We start from the raw sequence: 14,304 nt of genomic DNA, 5'->3' as shown, positions 1-14,304 counted from the left end.
CCGCTATCCGTCGCCTGACGATCGGAGAATTATGGCGGTGGCTAACGTCTGGTGGAATCTGACATTGCGCTTCTTGCTGGAGCTCGCCGCTTTGCTCGGCCTCGGCATGGCGGGCTGGAGCCTCTCAGCGGGCATGTGGCGCTGGATGCTTGCCGTGGCATTGCCGTTCGTTGCCGCCGCGCTCTGGGGAATCTTCGCGGTGCCGAACGATCCGAGCCGCTCGGGGCGGGCACCGGTTCCGGTGCCGGGCGGTTTGCGGCTGGTGCTCGAACTCGTCATCCTGTTCGGCGGCGCTGCCGGATTCCACCTGGCCGGTTACACGACAGCCGGCATAGCCGTCGCCCTGCTGATCGCCGTCAGCTACGCATTTTCGCTCGATCGGCTCGGCTGGCTGCTTAGGCAATAGTCCAGGCCGACACCACCTCGCAGGTATCGGATGGTTCGCGCCGCCCCGATTTGCGACCAAGCATCCCGATTGCCGGCCAGAGCCGGCGCGAAAAAAGGATGCAGAAAATGTTCGCACTCGCCAACAAGGTCGCCATCGCGCGAGCTGTGTCACTAGCGCCGGGGTCGACCGATCTGCCGGCCGTCATTTGCGAAAACCGGGCTGCCAGCCTTGCCCCTGTTTGCGACGGCGCTTGCCGTTTTGCGCCGTGCTTTCACTGGTCGCTCTTCTGAGCTTCGCCTTTTGAGCGGTCAGCCGGAGCACGCTTCAGGATGGACGGCCCAATTGCATAGGTCGGCCGCAAATAACCTTCGCGGCAATCGGCAGCGATTTTACGAATTTCCGCATCGTCCGACTGCTCCGCCATGGCCACGAAGCGCTCGACGATCACCTCGCGCGGCCTGATAGCCACTGCCGCAGCAAAGCGCCGCAACACCGCATCCGGATTCGCGAGCAACTGTGGCAGGTCCTTGGCACTCGGCATGATATAGTGACCATAAGCATTGACCAGTGTCGTGAAAGCCGAGTCCGGGCGAAGCGCGGCAGCATTTTCCACCGCGAGCTGCAGCTGCCACCGCTCCGCGAGACAGATGAACTCGACGACCTTCCATCGGACACCGGCATGTTCGTCGTCCAGCCGCAGCATTACGCGACCTAGAATAGCCCCATCAGCTGGCGTGGTGCAGTCCCCGAGCGCCTCGATTACATCGAAGCGGGTGCGCGAAGCTTTGCTGTCGAGCAGGTCGGCTATCTCTGCGACAACGCAGTTCAACTTGAAGCGTCGTCTGAAGCCTATTTCGACCGTTATGAACGCAGCCACGGACTGCGTTATGGACATTGCCTGAAACCAGCAGCGGCCGGAGATTTTCAATCGGAAAGCCTTCTTTGAACTCCGAAAGAAGGTCGTTCGCCAAATTGCCCTCGCCCTCGTAGCCGGGCTCCAGCAACTTGCTCATCATGTCTTGGGGGGTCATTGCAAATGGGTGGCGCGTCCACCCGCAATTTTGGATGACGACCCGTAGCCTGGTGGCCAGCGGACGTCAAGAAGCGCTGTCGGCCACAGCGCAGGTATCGGGTGGCTCGCGCCGCCCCGATCTGCGACCAAGCATCCCGATTGCCGGCAAGGGCCGGCGCCAAAAAGGATGCAAAAAAATGCTCGCACTTATCAACAAAGTTGCCATCGTCACCGGCGCCAGTTCCGGCATCGGCCGCGCCACGGCAAAGCTCTTTGCCGAGGAAGGCGCCAGGCTCGTCGTCGCCGCCCGCCGCCAGGCGGAACTCGATGCGCTGGTTGCCGAAATCGAAGACGCCGACGGCACGGCCGTCGCCCTTGCCGGCGATGTCCGTGACGAAGCCTACGCAAAAGCCCTGGTCGACCTGGCGGTCGAGAAATTCGGCGGGCTCGACATCGCCTTCAACAATGCCGGCTCGGTCGGTAGGATGGGGCCGGTTTCGGAGCTGTCGCTGGAGGGCTGGCGCGAGACACTCGATACCAATCTGACCAGCGCCTTTCTCGGCGCGAAATACCAGGTGCCGGCGATGGTCGAACGCGGCGGCGGCTCGCTGATCTTCACCTCAACCTTCGTCGGCTACACGGTCGGCATGCCCGGCATGACCAGCTATGCCGCGAGCAAGGCCGGACTGATCGGATTGACGCAGGTGCTGGCCGCCGAATTTGGCGCCAAGGGCGTCCGGGTCAACGCGCTGCTGCCGGGCGGCACCGACACGCCTTCGGCGACATTCAACACACCTGAATCGCGGGCGTTCGTCGAAAACCTGCATGCCTTGAAGCGCGTCGCCGAGCCAGAGGAGATCGCCCGCTCGGCGCTTTACCTGGCTTCCGATGCATCGAGCTTCACCACCGGCACGGCACTGTTCGCCGACGGCGGTGTCTCGATCACCCGCACGTGAAGCGTTTCGCGGTTGGCGTCGGCCCGCCAGCCGCAATGTCGGCCGCCAGCCGCAATGCCGGAAAAACCGGTCTTGCTTTTCCCGGCGATTTGACGATTCCGTCTTCTCCTCGAAAACGGGTTGGAAACATGCTGCTGATCAGGACCTATATCGCTGCAAGCGCAATCGAAGGCGTCGGCGTGTTCGCCGCCGAGCCGATCCGGAAAGGGGCGCAGATCTGGCGGCTCGATCCGGACTTCGACCGGCTGATCCCGATGGAAAGATACGAGACGGCGCCGCCGCACCTCAAGGAATTGCTCGACAGATATGCCTATCCCAGTCCGGACCGGCCGGGCTTCATGGTCTATGAGGTCGACAATGGCCGCTTCATGAACCACGCCGACAAGCCGAACACCGACTTTTCGCAATATGGCGGGGCCACCGCAACCCGCGACATCGCCGCCGGCGAGGAGATAACCTGCGACTACGGCGAGTTCTTCGAGGGTTTCGAGCAGCTCCACCTGGCCACCGCATAGCGGCGCCTATCTGACCCAAGGCGAATTTTGTTCTTGCTTTGTGCCGGCAGCTATGCTAATAATCTCCATATGGTGCTGATTCACACCAATGACCCCCGCCGAGGCGGGTTTTTCGTTTCCGGATCGGGACCGCCTCTCAATCGGCTGTGGACAGAGCCCCTTGATTCTGCTATCAGCCGCCCCAATTCGTGGTGTAACGCGCCGCGGAGGCTTGCGGCTATGGCCGCTTGCCTGTTGATTTCAAACCCGAAAGACAGGATTGCACGTGCAGGTACTCGTCCGCGACAACAATGTTGATCAGGCGCTTCGCGCGCTCAAGAAAAAGATGCAGCGCGAAGGCATCTTCCGCGAAATGAAGATGCGCGGACATTACGAGAAGCCCTCCGAGAAGCGCGCCCGTGAAAAGGCGGAAGCCGTGCGCCGTGCCCGCAAGCTGGCCCGCAAGCGCGCCCAGCGCGAAGGCCTGCTGCCGATGACGCCGCGTCCGGTCGCGGCCGGTGCTGCCGGTGCCGGTGCTCCGCGTCCGCCGCGGTTCTGACGTCAATTTTTCGTCCTTTTCCAAGGATATCCAAGGTGGCGCGATGCGGAATCGCCGCCACCTTTTTGTTGTGAGTTCGACCCGGTCCGAGAGGACCGGTTGGGAGAGATGCCGGTTCGGAGGGGGAACGGACCAGACGGCGCAGTAAGGACAGGGCAGACATGGACGCAATCACCGTAGAGCGCAGAACCGCGTGGCGCGGCCTCGCCCTGACGGCAGCCCTGCTTTCCGGGATGGCGCTTGCCAGCTGCCAGAGCGTTCCGACCGGCGAGTTCAACAACATCGACAAGGCGCAAGCCTCGACCGAGAACATCTCCTCGCTGTCGGCGGTGATCCAGCGCAACCCCCAGGATCCGGAAGCCTACAATGTGCGCGGCTCGGCCTATGGCCGCGGCGGCCAGTACCAGGCGGCGCTGAAGGACTTCAACACCGCCATCCAGCTCAATCCGAATTTTTACCAGGCCTATTCGAACCGTGCGCTCATCCAGCGCTTCCTCGGCGATCAGGCGAGCGCGCTCGCCGACTACAATCGCTCGATCCAGATCAATTCCAACTATGACGCCGCCTATATCGGCCGCGGCAATCTCTACCGCAGGGCCGGCCGGGTCCAGGAAGCCTTCAACGATTTCCAGAAGGCCATCCAGCTCGACACGACCGATGCGCGCGCCTATCACAATCGCGGCCTGATCTACCAGAGTCAGGGCCAGCACGCCTTTGCCATCGAGGATTTCTCGACCGCCATTTCGTTGGCGCCGGACGCCTCCGAGCCCTACAATGGACGCGGCCTCTCCTACCTTGCCATGAACGACGAGGACAATGCCTTCGCCGACTTCAACATGGCCATCAAGCTCGACGGCAAGAATGCCGAGGCCTGGTCCAACCAGGCGTTGATCTACGAGCGGCGCGGCGACAAGGTCAGGGCCGCGAAATCCTACCGCGAAGCCGTGCACCTCAATCCGACCTACCAGCCGGCCAAGGACGGCCTGGCCCGCACCAGTGCCGGCTGAGCGGCCGGTTAATCGGGCCTCCGATTCCACACTCCGACAACCCTGCGTTTAGCTTCGCCTTGCTGGCGCCAAGTTTTCGGCGGAACGCTCGGCGTGCTCAGCCGTTTGTACAAGGCAATTTCGAAAGGACCCTGCCATGATCAAGAAACTCGCTTGTGCCGCTGCTCTCGCCACGACCGTCGTTGCCGCTCCCGCCAGCGCCAGCAAGCTCCAGCTCGGCGTGCTCGACTGCACCATCGACGGCGGCACGGCCTATCTCGTCACCTCCAACAAGGGTGTTTCCTGTGTCTTTCGTCCGCATCGTGGCGGCCCCTCCGAAGTCTATACCGGGGTGATTTCCAAGCTCGGCGTCGATGTCGGCCGGACGCATCAGGGCCAGCTGGTATGGGCGGTTCTGGCGGCGACCCGCAACCACGATGAAGGCGACCTTGCCGGCAGCTATTATGGCGTGAACGCCGAGGCCAGCGTGGTCACCGGTGGCGGCGCCAATCTCCTGGTCGGCGGCCTCGACAGCGCCTTTTCGCTGCAGCCGCTCAGTGTCCAGGCACAGACCGGCGTCAACCTGGCTGTCGCCGTCACTTCGCTGGACCTGATCCACTCCTTCAAATAGGCGGCCTCTGGCAAATACGGCCCGTGGCCTTTCATCATGCGCCGGGATAGGACGGTTCCGCGCCGCGTAGTCGCCGGCGCGTGGCAGCCTTTTGATTGGGCGCCTTGCGGCTTCGAAATTGACCGATGATCGCGCGGTGGCGCCAAACTCATTCTGCGCGCAGCGCTTCGATCGGCTGTAGGCTTGCGGCCTTGCGGGCGGGATAGTAGCCGAAAAAGACGCCTACAGCCGCGGCAAAGCCGATAGCCAGCAGGACGGCGCTGAGATCGATGATCACCGGCCATTGAGCGATAGACCCAACGGCGATTGCAGCAACAATCCCAATACCAGCACCTAGAATACCCCCGAGCAGGGCAAGCGTTGCTGCCTCAACGAGAAACTGGGCAAGGATATCTCGCCGTCGCGCGCCCACCGCAAGCCGCAGTCCGATCTCGCGGACCCGCTCCGTCACCGTCGCCAGCATGATGTTCATGATGCCGATCCCGCCCACGACCAGCGAAATTGAGGCCACCGCCGAAAGCAGCAGCGATACCACGCGTGTGGTCGAACCTTCGGCATTCGCAGCTTCGGCGAGGTTGCTCACCATGAAGCTGTCTTCCTGACCTGTCCGCAACCGGTGACGCTGCCACAGGAGTTGGCGGATCGCTGCCATCGTGCCCTCGGCCGAGGTCCAATCGGCGAACTTGACGGTGATGTTGTGTACGAAGGTCGGATTGGCACGGCTCGTGCCAATGAACTGACGTCGCGCCGTCCTCAGCGGCACAAGTGCCACATCGTCCTGATCATCGCCCCACACGCTCTGGCCCTTCCGCTCCAGCAGTCCGATCACCGTGAACGGCACGTCGCGGATGCGGATCGCGGCGCCCAGCGGATCGGCTTTTCCGAACAACTTCTCCCGCATCGTCGTTCCGAGGAGCACCACGTTGGCGACGCGGTTGTTGTCCTCCGGGGTCATCTCCTGCCCGGCAATAACCCTCCACTCGCGCGCTGAGAAATATTCCGGCGTCACGCCGCGAAGCACGCCTTGCCAATTGGCGGAGCCGATCGTGAACTGCTCGCGGGCGTAGAGGAGTGGCGCCGCCACCACGACGCCGGGGATCTCCATTCCGATCGCCGCCGCGTCCTCTTCACTCAGCCGCGGCGCGCCACCGGCCCCAAGCCGCACGCTGCCCATCTTCGCACTGCCCGGACTGACGCTGATGAGGTTGGCGCCGAGGCTGCGGATCTGCGCGGTGATCCGTTCGCGCGCACCAACCCCGATCGCGATCATCACCACGACAGCGGCCACACCGATGATGATGCCCAACATGGTGAGCGCGCTGCGCATATGATGGGAGCGTAATGATCGCAGGGCGGTTCTTGTGCTACCGGACATTGTTGTACGCCAGCGCTAGACGGCGAGTGTCATCCAAAGGTCGGACCTGCTGTATGACAGGGGTGTCTGACAGAACGCGGCCGTCTCGAAAGGCTACAATGCGATCCGTATGGGCAGCTATCTCAGCCTCATGGGTGACCAGCACAATGGTCAGGCCCTCTCCATTGAGTCGGCGGAAAATTGCCATGATCTCCAGCCCTGTCTGGCTGTCGAGCGCACCAGTGGGTTCATCGGCCAGTAGAAGTAAAGGCTCCGTCACCAGGGCGCGGGCAATGGCAACGCGCTGCTGTTGTCCGCCCGAGAGTTCGGCAGGAGTATGTCTGGCCCGATCGGCGAGCCCTACCTTGGCCAGCATCGCCAGCGCTGCGCGCCGCCGCTCACCAGCCCACATGCGGCGATAGACAAGCGGCAGTTCCACGTTTTCTAGTGCGCTGGCCCGCGGCAGCAGATTGAACGACTGAAACACGAAACCGATGTTCCTATTGCGGATCGCAGCGAGTTCATCGTGATGGAGTCCACCGACGTCTACCCCGTTCAGCCGATAACGGCCTTCACTCGGACTGTCGAGGCAGCCCAGTATGTTCATGAAGGTAGACTTGCCCGATCCTGAAGATCCGATCACCGCGACGAATTCGCCTCGTTGAATCGTCATGCTCACCCCTTCGAGCGCCCACACCGGCTCTCCGCCAACACGGTAGCAATGGCGCAGCCGGTCGACGTCAATCAGAGCCATGAATACCTCACCACAACCGGAACTTGACCAGGACGGAAGACGCGTCATCGTCCCGACGCGGAGCAGTGGCAAGCCCCATAATGACCTGCTGCCCCTCAGTCAGGTCGCCTGCCAGCACCTCTGTTGCACGACCGTCGGTGATTCCAAGCCGGAGCGAGACAAGCTTCGGCTCGCGGTCTGGCCCAAATACAAATACCTCGCCCGGGCTTCCCGCCTCTACGCCCGTTTCGGCAATGGCCGGCGCGGTTGATCGCGCCTCGTCCCCGGTATCGCTCGGCGGCCGAAAACGCAGGGCCGCATTGGGCACTTTCAAGACTCCCTGTCGCTTGGCCATTACCACGCTCAGATTGGCGGTCATGCCGGGCAACAGCAGCTCATCGGAATTTTGCGTACCGACCACCACTATGTATGTGACGACGTTTTGAACGACCTGCGGTGCCTTGCGTATCTGTTTTACCGTGCCGGTGAAAATTCGGTCGGGATAGGCATCGGCGGTGAAAGTAACCGGCTGCCCAAGCGCAAAACGGCTAATGTCGGCTTCCACCACGGAAGCTTCCACCTGCATCTCAGTCAGGTCTTGAGCTATGGTGAACAGTATCGGGGTCTGCAGGCTAGCCGCCAGGGTCTGACCGCCACTGACGGCGCGATTGACCACCGTGCCGGTGACCGGCGCGCGTACATAGGTGCGGTCAAGATCAATTTGGGCCTGCTGAAGCACCGCTTCCTTCTGCTTCACCTGGGCAAGCGTGTTGGCGAGTTCCGCTTCTGCCATGTTGAGTGTCGCCTTGGCGGCTCGAACGACTGCCGATTGCGACAGTTCCTCGGCCTGGGCGGCAGTCGCCTGCGCCTTGGCAGAATTGTGCGCGGTATTCTCCCGCTCCCATTCTCCCACCGCGATGATCTTCTGCTTAGCCAGGGAACGTTTGCGGTTCACTTCCTGCGCCGCACCATCGAGCGCGATTTCGGCGCGTGTAGTCTGTGCGGCTGCAGAATCATATCTGGCCTCGGCGGTCTCCATCTCTGCCCTGGCCCGCTCGATCTGCGCCCGATGTACCGAAACCTGCGTTTGCGCCATCTCCCGTTCGGCAAGGGCTTGCGCTACTCTCGCTTCGTAAATCTCCGGCTCAACCCGGGCTATCACCTGGCCTTTGGTGACCTTGGAGTTGAAGTCGACATAGAGGTCCTTCACCCGACCCGAGAGCTGAGAACCGACTTCCACCATAACTAGCGCGTTCAGCGTGCCAGCCGCCTGCACCGTTGTGACGATATCGCCGCGCTCCACGGCTTGCGTGCGATAGGCGGGGGTATCGGGCCGGATGGAGGAAGGCTCGAGGAGAGCTGAGAGCTGATTGAAGGCCGACAAAACCTGGCCGGAAGTCGCCGATGGTGTCGGTCCCATGGAACTCCCGGGCGTTACCGCCGCGCCGAGGATTACCGTAACGAACAAAACGCTGCGCATCATGTTCTGACCACCTCTGAGCCGGAAGGGAAAGGTAATCCCTTCCAGCTCTTTAATCTGCACTTGGCAGTGCCGCAGAGGAATTCTACAAACCTATAGAATAAACCCGTCAACAGCCAAATACATAGATGTTTATTCGACAATTTCGGATATTACTACTTGCAGTGGCCGGGATTACCCTCGCAGGCCGTCTCGGTCTTGTTGCCAATGTTGCCTTGGCCTTCAGCCGTATCCTGCGTTGCCGTGCCGAACGCATTGCCATTCACATCCTTCTTGGTCTCATTGCACACGCAGTCCGGAACCGACCCCGTCTTTGTACAGGAGGCCACGCCAGCGGTGCCGCAGAAGTCCGTGCACTGCGTCGCCGACACGCCAGGACAGGCGTTCTGCGCTAGCGCTCCGCCTGTTCCGAGCAACAGTGTTCCACCCCAGAAGGCGACAACCGCGGCCACCTTTAAACCACTATGTCTGATAATCATGTTCTCCTCCGATTTTGCCAGAGCTAGAGTGTGCTGCGCAGGCCATCTCTGGCACTGGTCGGCAGCATGAGGGCGCAACAAAGCCCTCGATTCGGCTCGATCGATTATGCTGTGGGGGATGCGGAAGTTATGAGGCCGCCAGCAACGGCTTTAAGCCGCCGGGCCTCCCAAGACTCTTTCGGGTGACAAGACTCTTTCGGATGAAGGGCCCTCTGCGGCGCACAGAATCGCCGCAATACTTGGCCTGCGCAAATCGGCAGCGCCCATTGTCGTGCTCCAGTACGACTGTAAGCGGGAATATTTCTTCTTGCTAATATATTAACCATATTTGCGGAAGCTGGCAACCAGTATCTGGGATATACGTCGGTTGAGGTGCTGCTAAATCGATTGGTAGAACGGCGTGAACATCGCAATCGGCGTCAACCAGTATGAGTTGCGCCGCAGAGCGGGTTGATCGTGGTGCCGAGATGCACGATCACCCTGGCTTTCCGCCTACATCATCATCTCAGCACACCGGAAAAACCGCTTGAACTCAACTGCGGTTGAGGTTTTACAAGCCGTCCCCGAAGCGCCGCGTGCCCATTTGGAGACGAAGAGCGCTCCAATATTTTAGACCAGCGTCTAGGGAAGCTCGGGGGACTGGATGACCAAAACAAGCACAAACGGGGTCGATTGGCGCGCGCTGTGGGCGAGCGGCGATCTGGCGCGCTTCTGCTTCATCAGCCTCGGCATTCTGCTGCACGCCACCAACGAAACCATGGTAGCAACGGTCATGCCGGCCATGGTCGGCGAACTTGCCGGCGTGCAACTGGTCGGCTGGTCGCTGGCGATCTACGAGCTCGGCGCCATCGTTGCCGGTGCGGCCGCCGGACGGCTGGTGAGCTATGTCGCGCTGCGTACCAACATGATGGTCGCCGCAATGCTCTATGCCGCCGGCGCGCTGGTCTGCGCCACCGCGCCTTCGATGCCGCTGTTCCTCTGCGGCCGCCTGATCGAAGGGCTCGGTGGCGGCGCGCTGGTGTCGCTGGCCTTCGTCTCGGTCGAGCGGCTGTTTGCCCGCGCGATCTGGCCGCAGCTTTTCGGCGTCATGTCGGCGATCTGGGGTGTCGCCGCCTTCAGCGGGCCGGTGCTCGGCGCGGTCATGACCGAATTCTCGTCCTGGCGCTGGGCCTTCGGCGTCTTCACCCTGGGAGGCACGGCCATGGCGCTGGCAAGCTTCCTCGTGCTCGATACGCCTGAAGCAACGAGGCCGCAGGCGACGGGCGGCTCGGCGCCGCCCTTCCCCTTTGCGGCACTTGGCTGCCTCGCCGGCAGCGTCGTGCTGATTGCCACTGCCGGCGTCGACATCGCCCTGCTGCGCTCGTCGCTGCTGCTCACCCTCGGCCTGATCGGCCTGGCGCTGTTTATCTATATCGACGCACTGAAGCCGCGCTCGCGCCTGTTCCCGTCGCGGCTGTTCTCATGGCGCTCGCCGGTCGGCGCGGGCATGACCATGGTCGCGGCGTTTTCGGTGGCGACCTGCTCGTTCGCGGTCTACGGACCACTGCTTCTGACCAGCCTGCACGGCATTCCGATCCTGACCACCGGCTACATCATCGCCGCCGAATCGATCGCCTGGTCGATCCTGTCGATCCTCGTCGCCAATGCGCCACCGGAGCGCGAGCGGCTGATCATCGTCGGCGGGGCGCTGATGATCGCCACGGGCGTCGCCGGTTTCGCCTATACGGTGCCGGCCGGCTCGATCCCGCTGATCCTGTTTTGTGCTTTGTTGCAAGGCGGCGGCTTCGGCATAGCCTGGCCGTTCGTCACGCGTGTCATCGTGGCATCGGCCAAGGAAGGCGAGCAGACGATCGCCTCGGCCGCCGTGCCGACCATGCAGCGCATCGGCTATGCCGTGGGTGCGGCACTGACCGGCATCGTCGCCAACGCCAGCGGCTTTTCCGAAGGCCTGAACCGCGAGGCCGCGGCGAACGTCGCCGCCTGGCTGTTCCTCGCCTTCATACCGCTCGGCATCCTGGGATGCCTCGCCGCCTTGCGGATTTCGGGGGCGACCGACACGAAGCCGGCGAAGCTGTCAATCTCCGTGGGGGAGATTGACTAGACAACGACCGTCTTCAGCCGGTCGGCGATCAGTGCCGCGAGCCGCGTCGCCACCTCGTCCTTGCTCATCTCCGGCCATTCCTCGACGCCGGCCTTCGAGACGATCCGCACCTTGTTGCGGTCGCCGCCCATCACGCCCGGGGAACCATCTTCATGCGAGACATCATTGGCGACGATAAGATCGGCACCCTTTTTTGCAAGCTTGGCCTGGGCGTTCCTGACCAGGTCCTGCGTCTCCGCAGCGAAACCGACCACCAGCATCGGCCGCTTTTTGTGGTGCCCGACACCGGCAAGAATATCGGGATTTTCCACCATCTGCAGCGCCGGCGGCCCCTCGCCCGCCATCTTCTTGATCTTTTCCCCGGCCGAACTTTGAGCGCGCCAGTCGGCAACAGCCGCGACGAACACTGCCGCGTCGGCCGGCAGCAGTTGCTCGACGGCGTCCTTCATCTCGACGGCCGTTTCGACGTGCAGCGTGGCGACGCCGGCCGGATCGGCAATGCCGACCGGGCCGGAGACGAGACGCACGTCGGCGCCGAGCCTGGCCAGCGCCGCCGCAATGGCGTGGCCCTGCTTGCCCGACGACCGGTTGGCGATGTAGCGGACCGGGTCGATCGCTTCATGCGTCGGCCCGGAGGTGACAATGATCTTCCTGCCCGCCAGCGGCTTTGGCCGGCTGTCGAGCAGCGCCTCGATCGCGGCGACGATCTCCAGCGGCTCGGCCATGCGGCCCTCGCCCACCTCGTTGCTTTCGGCCATCTCGCCTTTCGCCGGGCCGACGAATGCGACGCCGTCCTTGCCCAGCATCGAGCGGTTGCGGCGGACCGCCGGATGCGCCCACATTTTCGGGTTCATCGCCGGCGCCATCAAAACTCGCTTGTCGGTGGCGATGAGCACGGTCGAGGCAAGGTCGTTGGCGTGGCCATTGGCGAGCTTTGCCATCAGGTCGGCGGTGGCCGGCGCCACGACCAAAAGGTCGGCCTCGCGCGACAGCCTGATATGGCCGATGTCGTGCTCGTCCTGCCGATCGAACAGTTCGGTGAAAACATGGTCGGCGGACAGCACCCCGGCCGACAGCGTAGTGACGAACTCCTGCGCCGCCGCGGTCATCACCACCCGCACTGCCGCACCGCGCTCGCGCAGCCGGCGGATCAGGTCGAGCGCCTTGTAGGCGGCGATGCCGCCGCCGATGATCAGCAGGATGCGCTTGCCGGAGAGGATGCCTCGCGGGCTGGAGACGGCGACCACCGGCGTTGCTGGACTCTGCGAACTCGTCAGTTCGCGCAGTGTTTTCTCGATCTGGTCGATGCGACCGGCCGAACCGAACTGACCTTCGACCGCTGCGCGGATCATCACCCGCGCCTGGTCTTCCATCGACCGGCCATTCTCCGCCGCCAGTCGGCGCAGCAGGTCCTTGACCTCGTCATCAAGGTTGCGGATCGTGATGCTGGCCATCTGATTGCACCTTGCCCGGAATTGCTGAGTGCAATGATAGCAATGCAATCACTTTGCAACAAGCGCTAGAATATACGCCAGGCGATATACACCAGCGTCAGCGCGATCACCCACAGCGCCAGCCGGCCGGAGCGGGTGTGGCGCGCCTCGGCTTTGCCGATCGCGTCCGCCGTCCCCTCGTCGAAGCGCAGGCCGTTTTCGGCCATCAGGTCGATCTCACGCGACAGCCGCTCGGTACGGGCTGCGAGGTCCGGTGCCTGGCGGGCCAGCGCCAGCAGCGCGCTGGCACCGTCGCGCGCATCGGCCAGCAGCGCGCGCGGGCCGAGATTGCGGGCAATCCAGCCGCTGACCACCGGCTCTGACGTCTTCCACATGTTGAAGGCCGGGTCGAGGGTGCGGGCGACGCCTTCGACAACGACCATGGTCTTCTGCAGCAGCACCAGCTCGGACCGCGTCGCCATGTCGAAGAGGTCGGTCACTTCGAACAGCAGCGTCAGCAGCTTGGCCATCGAGATGGTCTCGGCCGGCTGGCCGTGGATCGGTTCGCCGATCGCCCGGATCGCCTGGGCGAAGGCCGCGACATTGTGCTGGCGCGGCACGTAGCCGGCCTCGAAATGCACCTCGGCGACGCGCTGGTAATCGCGCGTGATGAACCCGTAGAGGATTTCGGCGAGGAAGCGGCGCTCCTTTTTGCCGAGCCGGCCGGCAATGCCGAGATCGACGGCGACGATGGTGCCGTCGGCTTCGATAAACAGGTTGCCCGGGTGCATGTCGGCGTGGAAGAAACCGTCACGCAGCGTATGGCGCAGAAACGACTGAACGAGGTTGGCGGCAATCGCCTTCAGGTCGTGGCCGGCGGCGGCGAGGCCGGCAATATCGTTCATCTTGATGCCGTCGACCCATTCCATGGTCAGCACGTCACGACCGGTGCGCTCCCAGTCGACCGACGGCACACGGAAGCCGGGATCGTCCTTGGTATTCTCGCCGAGCTCCGAAAAAGCCGCCGCCTCCAGCCTCAAATCCATTTCGATCTTGGTGGTCTGGGCCAGCGTCTCCGTCACCTCGACCGGCCGCAGCCGGCGCGACGACGGGATGTATTTTTCCTGCAGCCGGGCGGCGAGGAAATAGCTCTCGAGATCGCGAAAGAAGCGGCGGCGCACGCCCGGCCGGATGACCTTCACCGCCACCTGGGTAACGACGCCGTCCTGCAGCGTTTCGGCGGTATGGACCTGGGCGATCGAGGCGGCGGCGACGGCCTCGCCAAAACTGACATAGAGCTCGTCAACCTTGCGTCCGAGCGAGGCCTCTATCGCGGCAACAGCCTCGGCCTTCGGAAACGTCTGCATCTTGTCCTGCAGCATGGCGAGATCAAACGCGATATCGTTTCCGACGACGTCCGGCCGTGTCGCCAGGAACTGGCCGAGCTTGACGTAGGACGGGCCGAGCCGCACGACCGCCTTGGCCAGCCTGTCGCCGCGCTCATAGGCAAGCGCGCGACGGCGGGTGAATAGCCGGGCCATGCGCCAGCCGAATTTCGGCAAGCCGAAGAGCTCGTCGCCGGGCAAAGCCGCGATGACGCCCTCGCGGACCAGCACCCAGCCGGCCCGCACGAGCCTGAAACCAGCGCCGATGCTGCTCATGGCTGGCTTTGCCTCGCCGATTTCCTAGACCGGCGAA

Annotated in this window: 13 protein-coding genes; 7 read left to right on the top strand and 6 right to left on the bottom strand. The window is 63.1% G+C overall.

What is annotated here, in order from left to right; genetic code table 11:
• Window positions 1–31: 31 nt before the first annotated feature.
• Window positions 32–406, top strand: coding sequence for a YrdB family protein (locus NKJ91_RS00505; RefSeq protein WP_352454026.1), 375 nt, complete (start codon window positions 32–34; stop codon window positions 404–406).
• Between the two features lie 253 nt (window positions 407–659).
• Here the strand turns inward: NKJ91_RS00505 and NKJ91_RS00500 are convergent, their stop codons facing one another.
• The gene (locus tag NKJ91_RS00500; RefSeq protein ID WP_352454025.1) at window positions 660–1,316 is read right to left on the bottom strand and encodes a hypothetical protein; all 657 of its coding nucleotides are present in this window, start codon (window positions 1,314–1,316) and stop codon (window positions 660–662) included.
• A gap of 281 nt (window positions 1,317–1,597) precedes the next feature.
• Between NKJ91_RS00500 and NKJ91_RS00495 the strand changes: the two genes are divergently transcribed.
• The 5 genes from NKJ91_RS00495 to NKJ91_RS00475 all read left to right on the top strand — a co-directional run bounded on the left by NKJ91_RS00495 (window position 1,598) and on the right by NKJ91_RS00475 (window position 5,026).
• Complete coding sequence (locus NKJ91_RS00495) at window positions 1,598–2,356, top strand: SDR family oxidoreductase (RefSeq protein ID WP_352454024.1); 759 nt, start codon at window positions 1,598–1,600, stop codon at window positions 2,354–2,356.
• A 128-nt stretch (window positions 2,357–2,484) separates the two neighbouring features.
• On the top strand, window positions 2,485–2,871 hold the full coding sequence (locus NKJ91_RS00490) for an SET domain-containing protein (protein ID WP_352454023.1): 387 nt from the start codon (window positions 2,485–2,487) through the stop codon (window positions 2,869–2,871).
• 265 nt (window positions 2,872–3,136) lie between these two features.
• Window positions 3,137–3,409: a 30S ribosomal protein S21 gene (gene rpsU, locus NKJ91_RS00485; protein ID WP_023675331.1), complete on the top strand. Its 273-nt coding sequence runs from the start codon at window positions 3,137–3,139 to the stop codon at window positions 3,407–3,409.
• 161 nt (window positions 3,410–3,570) lie between these two features.
• Complete coding sequence (locus tag NKJ91_RS00480; protein WP_352454022.1) at window positions 3,571–4,416, top strand: tetratricopeptide repeat protein; 846 nt, start codon at window positions 3,571–3,573, stop codon at window positions 4,414–4,416.
• Window positions 4,417–4,552: 136 nt separating this feature from the next.
• Window positions 4,553–5,026 (top strand): DUF992 domain-containing protein, encoded by a 474-nt coding sequence (locus tag NKJ91_RS00475; RefSeq protein WP_023675329.1) that lies wholly within the window; start codon window positions 4,553–4,555, stop codon window positions 5,024–5,026.
• A gap of 148 nt (window positions 5,027–5,174) precedes the next feature.
• On the opposite strand, the gene NKJ91_RS00470 is transcribed toward NKJ91_RS00475, so the two are convergent.
• From NKJ91_RS00470 to NKJ91_RS00460, 3 genes are read right to left on the bottom strand one after another with little or no spacing between them, the layout of a single operon-like run.
• Window positions 5,175–6,353 (bottom strand): ABC transporter permease, encoded by a 1,179-nt coding sequence (locus NKJ91_RS00470; protein ID WP_352454021.1) that lies wholly within the window; start codon window positions 6,351–6,353, stop codon window positions 5,175–5,177.
• A gap of 37 nt (window positions 6,354–6,390) precedes the next feature.
• Complete coding sequence (locus NKJ91_RS00465; protein ID WP_352454020.1) at window positions 6,391–7,134, bottom strand: ABC transporter ATP-binding protein; 744 nt, start codon at window positions 7,132–7,134, stop codon at window positions 6,391–6,393.
• 7 nt (window positions 7,135–7,141) lie between these two features.
• Window positions 7,142–8,656, bottom strand: coding sequence for an efflux RND transporter periplasmic adaptor subunit (locus tag NKJ91_RS00460; protein WP_352454019.1), 1,515 nt, complete (start codon window positions 8,654–8,656; stop codon window positions 7,142–7,144).
• A gap of 1,059 nt (window positions 8,657–9,715) precedes the next feature.
• Between NKJ91_RS00460 and NKJ91_RS00455 the strand changes: the two genes are divergently transcribed.
• Window positions 9,716–11,173, top strand: a complete 1,458-nt coding sequence (locus NKJ91_RS00455) for an MFS transporter (RefSeq protein ID WP_352454018.1) — start codon at window positions 9,716–9,718, stop codon at window positions 11,171–11,173.
• Here the strand turns inward: NKJ91_RS00455 and coaBC are convergent.
• Together coaBC and ubiB are read right to left on the bottom strand one after the other, a co-directional pair.
• Entirely contained in the window at window positions 11,170–12,627 is a 1,458-nt protein-coding gene (coaBC, locus tag NKJ91_RS00450; protein ID WP_352454017.1) for a bifunctional phosphopantothenoylcysteine decarboxylase/phosphopantothenate--cysteine ligase CoaBC, read from the bottom strand. The two genes, NKJ91_RS00455 and coaBC, sit on opposite strands and share 4 nt — an antisense overlap.
• Before the next feature lie 65 nt (window positions 12,628–12,692).
• Window positions 12,693–14,267 (bottom strand): 2-polyprenylphenol 6-hydroxylase, encoded by a 1,575-nt coding sequence (gene ubiB, locus NKJ91_RS00445; protein WP_352454016.1) that lies wholly within the window; start codon window positions 14,265–14,267, stop codon window positions 12,693–12,695.
• Between the last annotated feature and the right edge of the window lie 37 nt (window positions 14,268–14,304).

This window comes from Mesorhizobium sp. M0040 (assembly GCF_040323505.1).
Lineage (GTDB): Bacteria > Pseudomonadota > Alphaproteobacteria > Rhizobiales > Rhizobiaceae > Mesorhizobium.
This window is presented reverse-complemented; position numbering and strand designations above follow the sequence as displayed.

Coding starts and splice junctions, on each gene's coding strand:
- NKJ91_RS00505 (WP_352454026.1), top strand. CDS start 32: ATGGCGGTGGCTAACGTCTGGTGGAATCTGACATTGCGCTTCTTGCTG.
- NKJ91_RS00495 (WP_352454024.1), top strand. CDS start 1,598: ATGCTCGCACTTATCAACAAAGTTGCCATCGTCACCGGCGCCAGTTCC.
- NKJ91_RS00490 (WP_352454023.1), top strand. CDS start 2,485: ATGCTGCTGATCAGGACCTATATCGCTGCAAGCGCAATCGAAGGCGTC.
- NKJ91_RS00480 (WP_352454022.1), top strand. CDS start 3,571: ATGGACGCAATCACCGTAGAGCGCAGAACCGCGTGGCGCGGCCTCGCC.
- NKJ91_RS00475 (WP_023675329.1), top strand. CDS start 4,553: ATGATCAAGAAACTCGCTTGTGCCGCTGCTCTCGCCACGACCGTCGTT.
- NKJ91_RS00470 (WP_352454021.1), bottom strand. CDS start 6,353: ATGCGCAGCGCGCTCACCATGTTGGGCATCATCATCGGTGTGGCCGCT.
- NKJ91_RS00465 (WP_352454020.1), bottom strand. CDS start 7,134: ATGGCTCTGATTGACGTCGACCGGCTGCGCCATTGCTACCGTGTTGGC.
- NKJ91_RS00455 (WP_352454018.1), top strand. CDS start 9,716: ATGACCAAAACAAGCACAAACGGGGTCGATTGGCGCGCGCTGTGGGCG.
- coaBC (WP_352454017.1), bottom strand. CDS start 12,627: ATGGCCAGCATCACGATCCGCAACCTTGATGACGAGGTCAAGGACCTG.
- ubiB (WP_352454016.1), bottom strand. CDS start 14,267: ATGAGCAGCATCGGCGCTGGTTTCAGGCTCGTGCGGGCCGGCTGGGTG.